A 15,041-nucleotide genomic window follows, 5' to 3' on the forward strand; every position below is an offset into this window, starting at 1 on the left:
GAGGCCGGTGAGATAGAAAATACCGGCGGGCTTGGCAAGCGGGATTTCGCAGCTTTCGCGATTTTTTTCGCCGGCCCGAGGCGCCGAGGACCGCCACGTGGCCCCGAAACCCTGGTCAGGCCTCACTCTCGGGCCGATCCGGGACGACGATGCGGAAGCTCGCGCCGGGCCCCTCCGGCTCGTACGCGATGCTCCCGCCGTGGAGCCGCACGATCTCGGCGCAGATGGCGAGGCCGAGCCCGGTGCCGCCGGAGGCGCGCGTCGCGCTCTTGAACGGCTCGAACAGGTGCTCGCGGGCCTTGGCCGGCAGCCCGGGGCCCGAATCGCTCACCCGCACGACGCAGGCGCCGTCGTCCCGCCGGGCCGTGATGCGCAGCTCCCGCTCTGCCGGCGGCGTCTTGGCCATCGCGTGCACGGCGTTGCGGGCGAGGTTGACGAAGACGCGGGAGAGCTGCTCGCGGTCGGCGTCGATGGTCAGGTCCTCCGGAACGTCGAGGACGAGGCGCGCGGCGTCCGGCTCCTCGCGCGCGCCCTCCCCGTCCGGCGCGGCGAGACCCGGCACGCCCTGAAGGTCCCGGAGCAGCTCCCGCAGCGGCATCACGCGGCGGCTCGGCGCCGGCTCCACCGCGCGTCCGTAGGCCAGCGTCGCCTCGGAGAAGTCGATGGCGCGCTGGAGCGTCGCGATCAGCCGCGGCGCGAAGCGCTGGACGGTCGGGTCCGGCAGCTCGGCCAGCCGGTCCGAGATCAGCTGCGCGGAGGCGAGCATGTTGCGCAGGTCGTGATTGATCTTGGCGACGCCGAGCCCCAGCTCGGCGAGGCGGCGCTTCGAGCGCAGCTCTTCCGCCAGCGCCCGCTCCGTACGCTCGAGCGCGCGCTCGGCGACGCCGATCTCGTCGCGGCGGCGCGACGGGCGGATGATCCGGGAGGCGTCCTCCGGCCCCTCCGAGAAGCGCTCGAGATTGGCCGACAGCCGTCGCACCGGTCGCACGATCACGGCCTGGAGCGCGAGATAGACGAGGCCGGCGGTGATGCCGGAGATGATCAGCGACAGGACGAGGATGTTCCGCGAGAAGGCGACGAGCGCGTCGCGCAGCGGCTTCTGGTCGATCACGATCTCGACGAAGTCCACCGCGCCCGCCTCCGGCCCGGTACCGTCGCCCACGACGCGGATGGCGCCGGCGCCGGGCGAGAGCAGGGTCTGGAACGCGGCGCGGATCGCCTCGAACGAGGACTGCGCCCGCAGGTCGACGGACCTGGCCACCTGGGGCGGCATGGTCGGATCGGCCGCGAGAAGCCGTCGCGTGCCCCCGCCGCGCACGGCCACGAGCTCGGCGCCGACGCCGGCCAGCAGCTTCTCCTGCAGTTCGGGCATGCCCGGATCGCCGGCATCGAGCACCATCGCCGCGATCTGCGCGGCGGCGAGCCGGTCGGAGAGCCAGTTGCGCTGGAAGTTGGCGACGGAGGGCACGTAGATCAGCACCTCGGCCAGCATCACGAAGGCGACCGTGAGGACGAGGAGGCGCCCCGACAGGCCCACATGCACCCGGCGCCGGCCCACGGCGGGACCGTCTCCGGCGTGCACGCCATTCGCGACGGCGCTGCGGGGCTCCACGAGGGTCGCGTCGTCCATGAGCCCTCCGCGCCCGCTAGCCGAGGCTGCGGGCGACGCGCAGCCAGGCCCGCACCAGCGCGTTGCGCGACAGCGGCCGCAGGTGCTCCACCGCGGCGCGCTTGGTGAGTTCCGAATAGGTCGGGTAGGCCATGACGGTCCCCGCCAGATCCTGCGCCTTCAAGCCTTTGGCGACGGCGAGCGTCCACGGCGCGATCAGCTCGCCGGCGTGCGGAGCCGCGATGGCGCAGCCGAGCACGCGGCCGTTCCCCGCGACGATCGCCTTGATCAGGCCGTGCGTGCGCCGCTCGGCCTGGGCGCGATCGTTCTCGGCGAGCGGCCACCGCAGGATACGCGCCTTGCGGTCCCGACGGAAGGCCTCCTCCTCGGAAAGCCCGACGGTCGCGATCTCCGGGTCGGTGTAGGTGACGCGGGGAATGGCCTGGAGGTCGATCCGCGCGGGAATGCGGAAGAGGGCGTCGCGCACCGCGAGCCCGGCATGGTAGCTCGCTGCATGGGTGAAGCGCAGGTCGCCGGTGCCGCCCGTGGCGCAGTCGCCGATGGCGTAGATTCGGCGATTGGAGGTGCGCAGGCGCGTGTCGACCCGGATGCCGCCGGCGTCGTAGGCGATACCCGCCTTCTCCAGGTCGAGCCCGTCGACGGTCGGACGCCGGCCCGTCGCGACGAGGACGTGCGAGCCCTCGATCGTCTCTTCCGGCGCGCCTTCGCCCGCACGGATGACGGCGCGCAGCGCCCCGCCCTCCCCCGTCTCGACGCGGACGACCTCGACGGTCTCGCGCAGATCGACGCCCTCGGCCCGCAGGGCGGCCGTCGCGATCTCCGCCACCTCGCGGTCCTGGCGCCCCAGAGCGGCGCTGGCGGAGAGGACGACGACCTCCGCCCCCAGGCGCCGGTGCGCCTGTGCGAGCTCCATGCCGACGGGCCCGCCGCCGATGATCAGCAGCCGGCGCGGGCGCTCGGCGAGATCGAAGACCGTCTCGTTCGTGAGGTAGGGGGCGTCGGCGAGGCCGGGAATGTCCGGCACGAGCGGCCGCGAGCCGGTGGCGAGCACGATGCGACGGGGCCGCACCCGCGTCTCCCCGACTACGAGCGTGCGCCGGTCGAGGAAACGGGCGTGCTCCGTCAGGACGGTCACGCCCATGGCGCGGTAGCGCTCCACGGTGTCGTTCGGCCGGATCGCGGCGATCACGCCGCGGACGTGCTCGCGCAGGGCGGCGTAGTCCACTTCCGGCTCGCCCGGCGCGACGCCGAAGCGCCCGCTCGTGCGCCGCGCCTGCGCCGCCGCCGCCGCGGCGATCACCGACTTGGAGGGAACGCAGCCGTTGTTGAGGCACTCGCCGCCCATCTCGCCCTTCTCGACGAGCACGACGGAGGCCTCGAAGGACGCGGCGATGGCCGCGACGGACAGCCCGGCCGCACCGCCGCCGACGACGCACAGATCGGGCTCGAGCACTCGGGTCATAATCGGTCGATCCTCGCCATGGGTGCGCTCCCACCTGCTACAAGCAAACCGGCGCGCCCGCCACCCGCCCGGGCATCGCGGCCGGCCTCAGACGAGGTGCGACCATTGCACGGGAACGAACGCGAAGCCGTCTGCGTCGCGGGCGACATGGCCCGTCGCCGGAAACGGGGCGTGGTAGAGCGCGATGCGGGTTCGCGTCTCGGCGGCCTCTCCCAGGAGCCGGCGACGGGTGGCCTCGGCCTGCTCGGGGTCGATGTCGAACACAGCCCGCCAGTCGGGATGGCGCACGAACAAGGCGGGGTGGTTGGTCACGTCGGAGAGGGCCAGCAACGTCTCGCCCTCGGACACGATGCGGAAGGCCGTGTGGCCGGGCGTGTGGCCGGGGGCGGCGATCGCGGTGACGCCGGGCACGAGCTCCTCTCCCGGATCGAAGGGCTCCGGTGCGGGCTCCGTGCCGTCGCGCATCGGCCCGAAGACCCGGCGCGCGTTCCGGAACGCGCCGGCCAGCGCCTCGGGCGCCGCCGCCATGCGGGCGTCGTCCATCCAGAAGTCCCATTCGGCGCGCGGCACGCGGATGCGGGCGCCCGGGAACACCGGCGCGCCGTCGACAAGCCGCAAGCCGTTGACGTGATCCGGGTGGAAGTGGCTGACGAGGATCGTGTCGACGTCCTCGGGACGATAGCCGGCGGCGCGGAAGTTCGCCATCCAGGCGCCCGAGGTCGGCGCGCCCGCATCGCCGTTGCCCGTATCGATCAGGACGAGCCGCTCCTCGGTCTCGAGGACGAGCGTGGTGAAGGGGATCGGCACCGCGTCCTCGGGCAGGAAGGCTTCGCGCAGGGCCGCCGCGACGGCGGGCTCGTCCGCATTGCGAACGAAGCCGGCGATGGGGCGCTTCGCGAAGCCGTCGTGGACGGCCGTGACCAGGATCGCGCCGACGCGGCTGCGGTGGAAGCCCGGGGCCTGGGCTGGCGCGTTCGTGCGGAGGAATGCCATCGATCTGTCTCCTCGCCGGCGCCGTGAGAAGCCCCGGCTCCACGATCATGCGCGCATTAAGCAGCAAACGCGAACGTTCGTGAGCGGCACCCGCATTCCCCAAAGTCTAGATGTCGCAGCCCGCCGCTTTCGGATTGCATTCACGGGCCATGCAGCCCGCCCCGATCGTTGCTCGCGAGGCGAATACACGCTTCGGCGTCTTGACGTTTCTTCAGCATCGAAACATCTTGAGATTGCATTCACAGCGGATGCCGGCGCCGGCATCCCAACTGCCGGTGGATTCCAGGAATCATGGCGACTTTCGGGCGACTTCGGAAGCGTCGATCGCGCGGAAGGGCCACGCCGCCCCCCCGACGCCGCGAAAGCCTTCGAACAGCGACGCTTTTCCGAATCGGACCGGCTCGGTGCCGCCGACGGCGCCGTGTTCTGCCGTCGACCGATTTCGTGCGAAATTTCGTAAACTGGATTGGCAATTTGCCTCGAATTGAGCGGGACGAACCGCGCTTGCATACGAGGGAATGCAGCTCAGAAGCGCGTATCCACCTGCGCTTTCGACATAATCGGGATCGCTACAGGATTTCTACGGACACGCTGTCACACCGCGCTAATCTTCTCACCGGACCGTCTTTCGTACATCTCCGACCCCGATTTCTGTGCGATTTCGATTTACAGGCACGGCGAGAACGCATATCAAGAAAAGCACACTCAACCCAAGATCACTGGATGCCCATGTCAACCCGTTGCCCCACCGACATCGATCGTTTCGTCGGCCAGCGCATTCGCCTGGCCCGTCGCATCGCGAAGATGAGCCAGCAGAAGCTGGGCGAGCAGATCGGCGTGACCTATCAGCAGATCCAGAAATACGAAAACGGCACCGATCGCATCGGCGCCGGGCGTCTGCACCAGGTTTCGCTGTCGACCGACCAGCCGATCGAGTTCTTCTTCTCCTTCTCGGACGACGTAGAGCCGACCCAGACCAACCGTCAGGACATCCTCGCCGACGACGGCGTGCAGCGCCTGATCGTCTCGGCTGCGAAGATCAAGTCCCGGAAGCTGCTCGACAACCTCGCGCAGATCGCCGAGACTTTCGCCTCCGCCGAGGGTGGCGAGGGCGCTCAGAAGTCCTGAGCCACGGCTTCGCGGCTCGCCGCCTCCTCCCGGGGGTCGCGAGCCGCGGCGCGCCGCGCGCGACGGCGGTCGCCCCGGGCCTCGCTCGGTCCCATCCGTCACGCCACAGGACGCGACCCAGCCGCATGCGCGCCTTTCACGACGAGCGTTCGCTCGCCCACGACCCCGACCGCTACTTCCGGCGGGGCGCCGTCGTCTCGCATCCCGAGCAGGCCGCGCGCTATCCGATCCTGCGCGACGCCATCGCCGGCCGTCACGCCCTCCGCGCGCCGCACGACCACGGCCTCGCGCCGCTCCTCGCCGTGCACGATGCGGCCTACGTCGCGTTCCTGCGCGACGCCTGGAGCCGCCGCGACGAGCTGCCGTCGGTGGACGACGAGATCCTCTCCGGCCACTTCGCCCGTCCGCAGATGAGCCGCCGCCCCGAGGCGCTGCTCGGCCTCATCGGCTACTACACCGCCGACACCTCGACGCCCATTCGCGCCGGGACCTGGGACGCCGTCCACGCGGGCGCGCAGGTGGCCGTCTCCGCCGCCGACGCCGCGCTCGAGGACGGGCGCGCCTACGCGCTGTGCCGGCCGCCGGGCCACCACGCCTACGCCGATTCCGCCGGCGGCTTCTGCTACCTGAACAACAGCGCCATCGCCGCCCAGCGCCTGCGCGAGCGCCATGCGCGCGTCGCGATCCTCGACATCGACGTCCATCACGGCAACGGCACGCAGGGGATCTTCTACGCCCGCGACGACGTGCTCACCGTCTCGATCCACGCCGACCCGTCCGGATACTTCCCCTATTTCGCGGGCTATGCCGACGAGCGGGGCGAAGGGCCGGGAGAGGGCGCCAACCGCAACATCCCCCTCCCCCACGGCTCGGGCGATTCGCCCTGGTTCGCGGCCATCGCAGAGGGACTGGAGGCGGTCGCGCGTTTCGGCGCCGGCGCGCTCGTCGTGGCGCTCGGCCTCGACGCCTCGCAGGACGATCCGATCGGGGCCTTGAAGGTGACGACGGACGGCTTCGCGCAGGCGGCCGAAACGATCGCGGGCGCCGCCCTCCCGACCGTGCTGGTGCAGGAGGGCGGCTATCTCTGCGAGGCGCTGCCGCGCAACCTGTCCGCCTTCCTCGACGCGTTCGACGCGGCGACCGGCTGAGCGCGGCGCCGGCCGCGCCGCGCCGGGCCGCGGATCAGGCCGCGTAGCGGAAGACGGCGGCGGCCTTCAGCCCTTCGGGCAGCCTGTCGGCATGGGCGGCGTAGACCTTGCCGCCGGTGCTCACCGTGCGCCCGACGATCTCGTCGAGCACGTCGTAGGTCGAGACGCTCGCCTCCTCGCCGGGCACGAACGAGCCGACACCGTCCTCGAGCCGGCCGTAGATCACGTCGTCGAGCGAGACGACGAGGGTGTCGACGCGGCCCTCCTCGGCGGCGCGGGCGATCTCGCTGATGTCGGTGGAGCCGCGGGTGACGTTGCGCATCTCCTCGACGCGGGCGAGAGCCGATTTCAGCGCCTCGTCGAACTGCGTGTCGACGATGGCGCGGGTGCGCTCGGCGAGATCCTCGGGGTTGGCCCGCTCCTGGTTGCCGGAGATCGCCTCCTCCATCAGGTGCGGATAGGAGTTCACCTCCTTGTAGTAGGTGAGGATCGTATCCACCCCGGCGAGCACGAGCGGGATGCGCTGGCCCTGCAGCAGCGAGCGCATCTTCCGCTCGCAATGGTGCGCGAACTGGCGCTGGCGGATCTTCTTCTGGTCGTGCTGCTGGATGCCCGAGGTCACCGTGTTCTCCGGCGTGCGCTCGTGCTCCATGAAGTCGTCGAGATCCTTCGGCAGCCCGGTGTCCTCGACCTCGCGGATGTCGCCCTCGCCCACCCGGAAGAGGCGCACGTTGCGCTGCTCGAGCTCGAGCAGGTAGGCGTCGTGCCGGTGCGTCAGCAGGGGCGCCAGCGGCTTGATGTGGAAGCGGTCCGATATCTCCACGCGCCGGCGCACGGTCTCGGGCAGGCGCACGGTGCGCAGCATGCCCGGCTTGACGAACACCGCGAGACCGTTCGCCATCCACTTCCAGAACTCGCCGTCGCCGTTGAGGGCGTCGAGCCGCTCGTCGATGTCGGCGATGGCGTCCTTGGCGATCCCGGCCTCCTCGAGCCGGCGCACGACCTCGGTGCGCATCTCCCGGAAGGCGAGCGTGTCCTCGCGGAGCGCCGGGATCGTCGCCGGCTGGGTCGGCATGAACAGCGACACGCAGGGCGCGCCTCGCTCCGCGTCGAGCCGGCGCAGATCGTCCTCGGTGACGGGATCGAGATGCAGCATGAACATTCTCCTTGGCCGGTCGCCGCTCCGACGCGGCGACGTTTCCGGGCATGACGTCCGCGCGCGCCGCGAAGTTCCGTCGCCACCGACCGCGGCGCGTCGCGGAAAAGCGCCTTTGCCGGCGCACCGCCTGTGACAGGCGGCGCGCATCGCGTATGACGGACGCTCCACACGAGACCTCACGGGAGAACGACATGGCGGAGCTGACGCGGGACCAGGCCCACACCATCGTGGCGACGGCGCTGAAGACGGGACGCGAGCGCAGCCTCAAGCCGCTCGCGGTCGCCGTCTACGACGCACGCGGCGCGCTCAAGGCCTTCGAGGCCGAGGACGGCACCTCTCTCAAGCGCGGCGAGATCGCCATGGGCAAGGCCTACGGCGCGATCGCGCTCGGCGTGCCCTCGCGCACCATCAACGCGATGGCGCAGGAGCGCCCGCATTTCGTCGGCGCGCTCTCCACCGTGGTCGGCGGCTCGCTGGTGCCGGTGCCGGGCGGCGTGCTCGTCCGCGACGGCGCGGGCGCGCTCGTCGGCGCCGTCGGCATCTCGGGCGACACCTCCGACAACGACGAGATCGCGGCCGTCGCGGGAATCGAGGCGGCGGGCCTGAAGGCCGAGACCGGCGCCTGAGGCGCGCCGCCGGTCGGGATCATTCCTCCACCACGAACTCGCCCTGCGCGGTCGCCTCCTCTCCGGCGGGCGCGCAGGCGAACGCGTAGGTGCCGGCGGCGCCCGTGGAGAACACGATCTGGCCCGTCGTGTCCGCCGGCACGAGGAAGGCGGCGGCGTCGTGATCGTACTGGGCGTCGATCGTGCTCGCGACGCTGCCGGAGGCGAAGAGCTCCGGCGCGGCGAACGCCGCGGCGGCGTCGGTGGCGTTGACGAGCTGGAGCGTCAGCTCCTCGCCCGGCGGCAGGCGCGCGAGATCGGGCCGGCAGACCAGCGCGCCGTCCTCCATGCGCATGGCGATCTCGACGGCGACCGGCCGGGACGGCTCGGCGAGCGGGACGTCTGCGGTGGGCTCGCCGGGCTGGACCTGCGCGAGCACCGCGGACTTGCCGGGCGTCGCGACGGTGAAGCAGGCGAGCGCGAAAGCGGCGACGAAGGCCTCGCGGACGCGCAGGCGCGGCGTCGCCGCGCGGTCGTTCGAAGGCTTCGTCTGCGTGCGGGGGGGCATGAACGTCTCCTGTGTCTGCGTCGACGGAGGAACGTCCCGGCGCGGGGGCGCGTTCCGGGGCGCGCCGGAACCCGGGCCGTTGCGCGGCCGTTGGCCGGGCGAGCGGAGACCGTCCGCCCCGGAGGAGCCCTTGATCCCGATCCGACCGACCCGCCTCGCCCTTTTCGCCGCCGCGGCGCTCGCGGCCGGCCTCGCCCTGCCGGCTCGTGCCGACGATCCGCCGGCGGCGGAGGGGCGCGCAGCCGAGGTGGAGACGCCGGTCACGCCGGACCTGCCTCGGCCCGACGCCGTGCTGGACGCCATGCCGCTCGTGATCTACCCGGCGGACCCGCGAGCCGCCCTGCGCGCCGCGGACGGCGACGGATCGGCCGCCGACGAGCCCGAGCCGATCGCGATCGAGGCGACGGGCGCCTTCGACCTCGAGGCGCCGCCGCTCGGCGAGCGCCCCACCCCGCGCGAGGCGCTGCGCGCGGACGAGCTCGGGGAGACCATCATGCGCCCGCGCGGGGGCTCGGCCACCGGCGGCAAGCCGGACGTTCCGCCCGAGCGTTGAGGCGGACGCGCTCGTCTCCGCGCCGTCTTTCTACCGGGCGAATGCGGGTTTTTACGGCCGCCGCCGGTCGGCATCGCTTCAATTGTTATCCCCCGCCGTGAAATCGGCGCGTCGCGTACGAAAAAAGCGCGACGGCCTTCGCCTTTTTCGCGCCTGCGTCTTTACAAGGCCTGGGAATTTGGGCAGTCTGTCCCTGGAAGGTGGAAGTAAACCACCTCTAGGACCGTTTTAAAAGCAATTCCATGCGAAGCGCCAGAAGAGCCAAGAGACCGGTCTAAAGGGGTGCCTGTTTTCGGACCCGGCTCATTGCGCTTCGCCGCGATCAGCTTCAGTTCCGAAACATCTGGTGGGCGTCAAACGTCAGCTGCAGCAGCGCGAGAGCGAGAGAATACATGGGTCGAGGTCGAGAGTTCCGCGATTCGGGCCGTCGTGGGTTCGATGATGATTTTGGTCAGCGTCGGTCTGACTATTTCGAGCCGCGCGCGGAACGCGGCTCCTTCGGCGGCGGCGCTCCGATGGCGCCGCGCCCGGTCGGCGGCCCGGTCGTCGACGCCGTGGTGAAGTGGTTCAACCCGGACAAGGGCTTCGGCTTCGTCGAGGTCGCGGACGGCTCCGGCGACGCCTTCCTGCACATCCGCGCGGTCGAGGCCGCCGGCCACAGCGACCTGCAGCCGGGCACCCGGCTCGAGGTGCGCACGGCTCAGGGCCAGAAGGGTCCGCAGGTGACCGAGGTCATCTCCGTCGATACGTCGACCGCGCAGGCCCCCGCGCCGCGCGCGCCCGGCGGCTTCGGCGCGGGTCCCGGCGGCCCCGGCGCCGCCCGCCGCCCGCCCCGTCCGGGCTTCGGCGCCGGCGGCGGCGGTCCCCGCCACACCGGCCCGACGACGGAGCTGATGGGCACCGTCAAGTGGTACAACCCGACCAAGGGCTTCGGCTTCATCGTGGCCGAGGACGGCGGCAAGGACGTATTCGTCCACCGCTCGGTTCTGATGCGCGCCAACCTCCCCGACCTCATCGAGGGCCAGCCGGTCCGCATGGGCGTGGTCGACGGGATGAAGGGCCGCGAGGCCGCCACGATCGAGCTCAGCGACGGCGCCTGATCGGCGCTGCTCCGCGGTTCCGTGGATGCGAGCATGGGCGGGCTCCCTCGGGGGCCCGCCTTTTCGCGTTCGAGGGGCGGCACGCAGACGCGACCTGAAGCATCGCGCGCCGACGGGCTCCCCTCGCCGGCATCATCGAGCTTTTCTTCCAGCGGCTCGCACTGCATCGCAAGCCGCTATTCCTCCCCCGTCAGCGCCTCGAGCGGCGCCGCCGGCTCGTCCTTCACCGTTCGCGTGACGATGTAGGTAAAGTAGCGATCGATGCCGATCTGGCGCTCGAGCAGGGCGTCGACGAGCCGCTGATAGGCGTCGATGTCACGGGCGACGACCCGCAGGATGTAGTCGACCCCGCCCCCCACCGACCAGCAGGCGACGATCTCCGGCACGGCCCGCACCGCGCGCTCGAAGCGCTCGAAATCCGCCTGGCGGTGGGCGCCGAGCGTGACCTCCATCAGCACCGTCGCGGCCGGCAGCCCGAGCGCCTTGAGCGAGACGCGCGCGTGGTAGCCCGCGACGATACCCGCCTTCTCCAGCCGGTCGAGCCGGGTCCAGCACGGCGTCGGCGACAGCCCCACCTCCTCGGCGAGCGCCAGCTTGGTGATGCGGCCGTTGCGCTGGACGGCGGCGAGGATGCGCAGGTCGATCGCGTCGAGCTTCAGCGGCTTCATCGTCTCGCGATTTCCGTTGCCAATTGTCGTGACTTAACCCACAAAGAAACTCATGACAATCTGGCGCCCGGATCCGTCCACCCTCAAGCGTCCCGTCTACGCCTCGCTGGCGGAGCAGATCGCCCGCGCCATCGGCGAGGGCGCGCTGCCGGAGGGCGCGCAGCTTCCCGTCCAGCGCAGGCTCGCCGACGAGCTCGGCCTCGCCGTCCAGACGGTGAGCCGCGCCTACGAGGAGCTCGGCCGGCGCGGGCTCGTCGCGGGCGAGACCGGACGGGGCACCTTCGTGCGCACCGTGCGCCGCGAGCCGGAGCCCCCCTACCTGCCCGAGCGGCTGAACGAGCTGATCGACCTCTCCATCCTCAAGCCGGTCTGCGAGCCGCTGCATCTCGAGCGCATGAAGGAGGCGCTCGCGCGCCTCGCGCAGGACGTGCCGGCGAGCGCCATTCTCTCGTTTCGCCCCAACGTCGTGTTCCCGCGCCACCGCGCCGTCGCGGCCGACTGGCTCGCGACCTGCGGCGTGTCGATCTCGCCGCTCAACGTCACCGTCACCAACGGCGCCACCGCGGCGCAGACGATCGCGCTGATGAGCGTCGCCTCGCCCGGCGCGGCCGTCGCGACCGAGGCGATCGGCCATCACACGCTCACGCCGCTCGCCTCCTATCTCGGGCTAAAGCTCGTCGGGATCGCCATCGACGACGAGGGCATGATCCCCGAGGCGCTCGACGAGGCCGCGGCCGAGCACGACCTGCGCGCGGCGTTCGTGCAGCCGAGCGTCATCAATCCCTGCGCCAGCCTGATGGGGGAGACGCGCCGCGCGGCCCTCGTCGCCGTCGCCCGGAAGCGGGACCTCGCCCTCGTCGAGAACGACGTCCTCGGGCCGCTGATCGCGCGCCGTGCGCCGCCGCTCGCGCAGATCGCCCCGGAGCGTACGCTCTACGTCACGACCTTCACCAAGACCGTGATGCCCGGCCTGCGCATCGGCTATCTCGCCGTGCCCGACCGCTACGTCGCCGCGGCGGCCAACCGCCATCTCGTCACGATGTGGATGGCGACGCCGATCATGGCCGAGATCGCCAGCCGCTGGGTCGCGGACGGGACGGCCTCGGCCTTGGTCGCGTGGCAGCGCGAGGCGCTGCACGGGCGGCACCGGATCGTGGCGGAGGCGCTGGAGGGGATCGCCTACCGGGCGCATCCCGAGAGCCTGCACGTCTGGGCGCCGCTGCCGGCGACCCATTCCGAGAGCGCCTTCGTCAGCCAGGCGCGCGCCCAGGGCGTGGCCATCGCGCCCGGCCAGAGCTTCCGCATCGGCGACGGCCCGTCCACGGCGGCGGTGCGCATCTCGCTGGGCTCGACCGACGCCGACGAGCTGCGCATCGGCCTGCGCCAGATCGCGCACCTGATCCACGCCGGGTCCGAGCCCGTGCTGCTCGCGATCTGAGCGCATCGCTCAGGAATGATGCGTTGGCGGCAATATTGTACTGATTTTATTTTCGCGATTGACATGAAATTGCCCTGACGTCACCGTGAGCGCCATCTCATCGCAGGATAGCGAGGCGCCCCGGTGATCCAGGCCAACGCGACCGCTCCCATCATCGAGGTCGACCGCGTCTCGAAGAGCTTCGGCGACTTCAAGGTGCTCGACGAGCTGACCTTCAGCGTCGCGCCGGCGGAGAAGCTCGCGCTCATCGGCCCGTCGGGCTCGGGGAAGACGACGATCCTGCGCATCCTGATGACGCTCGAGACCATCGACGGCGGGCACATCCGCGTCGAGGGCGAGGAGCTCTTCCACATGGAGAAGGCCGGCCGGCTCGCGCCGGCGGACGACGCGCACCTGCACCGGATGCGCGCCAAGATCGGCATGGTCTTCCAGCTGTTCAACCTCTTCCCGCACATGTGCGTGATCGACAACGTCACCCTCGCGCCGACGCTGACGAAGGGCGTGCCGAAGGAGGCGGCGCAGCGCCGCGCCATGGAGCTGCTCGACATGGTGGGCCTCGCCGACAAGGCGAAGGCGATGCCCGCCCAGCTCTCCGGCGGCCAGAAGCAGCGCGTCGCCATCGCCCGCGCGCTCGCGCTGGAACCGAAGATCATGCTGTTCGACGAGGTCACGTCGGCCCTCGACCCCGAGCTGGTCGAGGAGGTGCTCAACGTCATGCACCGGCTCGCCCGCGAGACGGACATGACCATGCTCCTCGTCACCCACGAGATGGGCTTCGCGCACGACTTCGCCGACCGGGTGATGTTCTTCGACCGCGGCCGCATCATCGAGCAGGGCCCGCCCTCCGACATCTTCACCAACCCGCGGGAGGAGCGCACGCAGACCTTCCTGCGCAAGATCATCGCGGCCGGACACCGCGTTTGAGCGCCGGCCCGCCTATCCGCGGCGCCGGACGAAAGTGCGTCGAGACGCAAGAAGAAAGGGGAACCAGGACCATGACCATCGCCCTCCTCTCCCGCCGGCTGGCCGCCGTCGCGCTGATCGGCGCGGCCGCCGCCTTCGCCGGCCCCGCCACGGCGCAGGACGACGCCCGCATCCAGGAGCTGCGCGACCAGGGCTTCGCCCGCATCGCCATCGCCAACGAGCCGCCCTACACCGCGGTCAACCCGGACGGCACGGTCTCCGGCGCCGCGCCCGACCTCGCGCGCGAGATCTTCAAGCGCATGGGCATCGACGACGTCGCCGCCTCGGTCTCCGAGTACGGCGCCATGATCCCGGGCCTGCAGGCCGGTCGCTTCGACGCGGTGACGGCGGGCCTGTTCATGCGCCCCGAGCGCTGCGCCGCGGTCGCCTATTCCGAGCCGATCCTGTGCGACGCCGAGGCCTTCGCCGTGAAGGCGGGCAACCCGCTCAACCTGAAGACCTTCGCCGACATCGCCGCCCATCCGACCGCGACGATCGGCGCGCCGGGCGGCGGCACCGAGGAGCGCCTCGCGCTCGAATCCGGCGTGCCGCGCGACCGCGTCATCGTCGTGCCCGACGGCCAGAGCGGCATCAACATGCTCCAGGACGGGCGCATCGACGTCTATTCGCTGCCCGTGCTGTCGATCTCGGACCTGCTCGCCCGCGCCCAGGACGAGAACCTCGCCATGGTCGCGCCCATCGCCGACGCGCCGGTCTATTGCGACGGCGCCGCCTTCCGCCGGCAGGACACGGCGCTTCGCGACGAGTACGACCGCATCCTCGCGGAGATGAAGGAATCGGGCGAGTTCGCCGCGATCATCGAGCCCTACGGCTTCTCCGCGGCGGCCGCGATGAGCACGAGCCGCGAGAAGCTCTGCTCGGGCGGCTGATCCGTCGTCCGCGGCGCGCCGCCCGTCGGCGCGCCGCTCTCTCGCCCACCCCCGCGGCCCGTCGAGACGCCTCGCCATGGACTATTCCGGCTACATCACGCTGATCCTGCAGGGCGCCCTCGTCACGGCGCAGCTCACCGTGATGGGCTGCGCGCTCGCGCTCGTCATGGCCTTCATCGCCGGGCTCGGGCGGCTGTCGCGCTTCGCCTGGGCGCGGGCGATCGCCACGGCCTACATCGAGTTCTTCCGCGGCACCTCGGTCTTCGTGCAGCTGTTCTGGGCCTATTTCGTGCTCCCGCTGCTCGGCGTCGAGCTCACCCCGCTGCAGGCGGGCGTGCTGGCGCTCGGCCTCAACGTCGGCGCCTACGGCGCGGAGGTGGTGCGCGGGGCCGTCCAGTCCATCGGCAAGGAGCAGCGCGAGGCCTGCGTTGCGCTCAACCTCACCCGCTTCCAGGCCCTGCGCTGGGTGGTGCTGCCCCAGGCCGTCGTGCTGATGCTGCCGACCTTCGGCAACAACGCCATCGAGCTGCTCAAGGCGACGGCCATCGTCTCCCTGATCTCGATCTCGGACATGACCTTCCAGGCGCAGGTCATGCGCGCCCAGACCGGCGACACGCTCGTGCCCTTCGGCACCATCATGATCCTCTACTTCCTGTTCGCGCTCGCGATCGCGGGCGGGATCAGGGCGCTGGAGCGCCGCCTCACGCGCGGCCTCGACGGCGTGCGGGCCTGAGGG

The 15,041-nt window shown here is 71.3% G+C and carries 15 protein-coding genes; 9 read left to right on the top strand and 6 right to left on the bottom strand.

What is annotated here, in order from left to right; translation table 11 throughout:
* Nucleotides 1-115 precede the first annotated feature (115 nt).
* The 3 genes from ABL310_RS15030 to ABL310_RS15040 form a co-directional block, all read right to left on the bottom strand.
* Nucleotides 116-1,630, bottom strand: coding sequence for a HAMP domain-containing sensor histidine kinase (locus ABL310_RS15030; RefSeq protein ID WP_349367823.1), 1,515 nt, complete (start codon nucleotides 1,628-1,630; stop codon nucleotides 116-118).
* Between the two features lie 16 nt (nucleotides 1,631-1,646).
* Nucleotides 1,647-3,092, bottom strand: a complete 1,446-nt coding sequence (locus ABL310_RS15035; RefSeq protein ID WP_349367824.1) for an FAD-dependent oxidoreductase — start codon at nucleotides 3,090-3,092, stop codon at nucleotides 1,647-1,649.
* Nucleotides 3,093-3,179: 87 nt separating this feature from the next.
* Nucleotides 3,180-4,085 (bottom strand): MBL fold metallo-hydrolase, encoded by a 906-nt coding sequence (locus ABL310_RS15040; protein WP_349367825.1) that lies wholly within the window; start codon nucleotides 4,083-4,085, stop codon nucleotides 3,180-3,182.
* A 723-nt stretch (nucleotides 4,086-4,808) separates the two neighbouring features.
* Here ABL310_RS15040 and ABL310_RS15045 point away from each other — a divergent pair.
* Complete coding sequence (locus tag ABL310_RS15045; protein WP_349367826.1) at nucleotides 4,809-5,213, top strand: helix-turn-helix transcriptional regulator; 405 nt, start codon at nucleotides 4,809-4,811, stop codon at nucleotides 5,211-5,213.
* A gap of 125 nt (nucleotides 5,214-5,338) precedes the next feature.
* Nucleotides 5,339-6,361, top strand: a complete 1,023-nt coding sequence (locus ABL310_RS15050) for a histone deacetylase family protein (protein ID WP_349367827.1) — start codon at nucleotides 5,339-5,341, stop codon at nucleotides 6,359-6,361.
* A 34-nt stretch (nucleotides 6,362-6,395) separates the two neighbouring features.
* Here the strand turns inward: ABL310_RS15050 and ABL310_RS15055 are convergent, their stop codons facing one another.
* Nucleotides 6,396-7,517 carry a hypothetical protein gene (locus ABL310_RS15055; RefSeq protein ID WP_349367828.1) on the bottom strand — a complete coding sequence of 374 codons (1,122 nt, stop codon included), beginning with the start codon at nucleotides 7,515-7,517 and terminating at the stop codon, nucleotides 6,396-6,398.
* 194 nt (nucleotides 7,518-7,711) lie between these two features.
* On the opposite strand from ABL310_RS15055, the gene ABL310_RS15060 reads away from it, so the two are divergent.
* Nucleotides 7,712-8,146 (top strand): heme-binding protein, encoded by a 435-nt coding sequence (locus ABL310_RS15060; RefSeq protein ID WP_349367829.1) that lies wholly within the window; start codon nucleotides 7,712-7,714, stop codon nucleotides 8,144-8,146.
* Nucleotides 8,147-8,165: 19 nt separating this feature from the next.
* Here the strand turns inward: ABL310_RS15060 and ABL310_RS15065 are convergent, their stop codons facing one another.
* Nucleotides 8,166-8,693, bottom strand: coding sequence for a hypothetical protein (locus tag ABL310_RS15065; protein WP_349367830.1), 528 nt, complete (start codon nucleotides 8,691-8,693; stop codon nucleotides 8,166-8,168).
* A gap of 130 nt (nucleotides 8,694-8,823) precedes the next feature.
* Here ABL310_RS15065 and ABL310_RS15070 point away from each other — a divergent pair, with 130 nt between their 5' ends.
* Together ABL310_RS15070 and ABL310_RS15075 are read left to right on the top strand one after the other, a co-directional pair.
* Nucleotides 8,824-9,246, top strand: a complete 423-nt coding sequence (locus ABL310_RS15070) for a hypothetical protein (protein ID WP_349367831.1) — start codon at nucleotides 8,824-8,826, stop codon at nucleotides 9,244-9,246.
* A gap of 392 nt (nucleotides 9,247-9,638) precedes the next feature.
* The gene (locus tag ABL310_RS15075; RefSeq protein ID WP_349367832.1) at nucleotides 9,639-10,346 is read left to right on the top strand and encodes a cold shock domain-containing protein; all 708 of its coding nucleotides are present in this window, start codon (nucleotides 9,639-9,641) and stop codon (nucleotides 10,344-10,346) included.
* 176 nt (nucleotides 10,347-10,522) lie between these two features.
* On the opposite strand, the gene ABL310_RS15080 is transcribed toward ABL310_RS15075, so the two are convergent.
* A complete protein-coding gene (locus tag ABL310_RS15080) occupies nucleotides 10,523-11,014 on the bottom strand; it encodes an Lrp/AsnC family transcriptional regulator (protein ID WP_349367833.1) in 492 nt (163 codons plus the stop codon).
* 52 nt (nucleotides 11,015-11,066) lie between these two features.
* Here ABL310_RS15080 and ABL310_RS15085 point away from each other — a divergent pair, with 52 nt between their 5' ends.
* From ABL310_RS15085 to ehuC, 4 genes are all read left to right on the top strand, one after another.
* Nucleotides 11,067-12,452: a PLP-dependent aminotransferase family protein gene (locus tag ABL310_RS15085; protein WP_349367834.1), complete on the top strand. Its 1,386-nt coding sequence runs from the start codon at nucleotides 11,067-11,069 to the stop codon at nucleotides 12,450-12,452.
* A gap of 126 nt (nucleotides 12,453-12,578) precedes the next feature.
* Nucleotides 12,579-13,376, top strand: a complete 798-nt coding sequence (gene ehuA / locus ABL310_RS15090; protein WP_349372068.1) for an ectoine/hydroxyectoine ABC transporter ATP-binding protein EhuA — start codon at nucleotides 12,579-12,581, stop codon at nucleotides 13,374-13,376.
* 71 nt (nucleotides 13,377-13,447) lie between these two features.
* Nucleotides 13,448-14,305 (top strand): ectoine/hydroxyectoine ABC transporter substrate-binding protein EhuB, encoded by an 858-nt coding sequence (gene ehuB, locus ABL310_RS15095; protein ID WP_349367835.1) that lies wholly within the window; start codon nucleotides 13,448-13,450, stop codon nucleotides 14,303-14,305.
* Nucleotides 14,306-14,381: 76 nt separating this feature from the next.
* Nucleotides 14,382-15,038 carry an ectoine/hydroxyectoine ABC transporter permease subunit EhuC gene (gene ehuC / locus ABL310_RS15100; RefSeq protein ID WP_349367836.1) on the top strand — a complete coding sequence of 219 codons (657 nt, stop codon included), beginning with the start codon at nucleotides 14,382-14,384 and terminating at the stop codon, nucleotides 15,036-15,038.
* Nucleotides 15,039-15,041: the final 3 nt, after the last annotated feature.

The organism is Salinarimonas sp. (genome assembly GCF_040111675.1).
Taxonomy (GTDB): Bacteria; Pseudomonadota; Alphaproteobacteria; order Rhizobiales; family Beijerinckiaceae; genus Salinarimonas.

Bases quoted from the DNA above. Each gene is read 5' to 3' on its own strand.
- ABL310_RS15030 (WP_349367823.1), bottom strand. From the start codon at position 1,630: ATGGACGACGCGACCCTCGTGGAGCCCCGCAGCGCCGTCGCGAATGGC.
- ABL310_RS15035 (WP_349367824.1), bottom strand. From the start codon at position 3,092: ATGACCCGAGTGCTCGAGCCCGATCTGTGCGTCGTCGGCGGCGGTGCG.
- ABL310_RS15040 (WP_349367825.1), bottom strand. From the start codon at position 4,085: ATGGCATTCCTCCGCACGAACGCGCCAGCCCAGGCCCCGGGCTTCCAC.
- ABL310_RS15045 (WP_349367826.1), top strand. From the start codon at position 4,809: ATGCCCATGTCAACCCGTTGCCCCACCGACATCGATCGTTTCGTCGGC.
- ABL310_RS15050 (WP_349367827.1), top strand. From the start codon at position 5,339: ATGCGCGCCTTTCACGACGAGCGTTCGCTCGCCCACGACCCCGACCGC.
- ABL310_RS15055 (WP_349367828.1), bottom strand. From the start codon at position 7,517: ATGCTGCATCTCGATCCCGTCACCGAGGACGATCTGCGCCGGCTCGAC.
- ABL310_RS15060 (WP_349367829.1), top strand. From the start codon at position 7,712: ATGGCGGAGCTGACGCGGGACCAGGCCCACACCATCGTGGCGACGGCG.
- ABL310_RS15065 (WP_349367830.1), bottom strand. From the start codon at position 8,693: ATGCCCCCCCGCACGCAGACGAAGCCTTCGAACGACCGCGCGGCGACG.
- ABL310_RS15075 (WP_349367832.1), top strand. From the start codon at position 9,639: ATGGGTCGAGGTCGAGAGTTCCGCGATTCGGGCCGTCGTGGGTTCGAT.
- ABL310_RS15080 (WP_349367833.1), bottom strand. From the start codon at position 11,014: ATGAAGCCGCTGAAGCTCGACGCGATCGACCTGCGCATCCTCGCCGCC.
- ABL310_RS15085 (WP_349367834.1), top strand. From the start codon at position 11,067: ATGACAATCTGGCGCCCGGATCCGTCCACCCTCAAGCGTCCCGTCTAC.
- ehuB (WP_349367835.1), top strand. From the start codon at position 13,448: ATGACCATCGCCCTCCTCTCCCGCCGGCTGGCCGCCGTCGCGCTGATC.
- ehuC (WP_349367836.1), top strand. From the start codon at position 14,382: ATGGACTATTCCGGCTACATCACGCTGATCCTGCAGGGCGCCCTCGTC.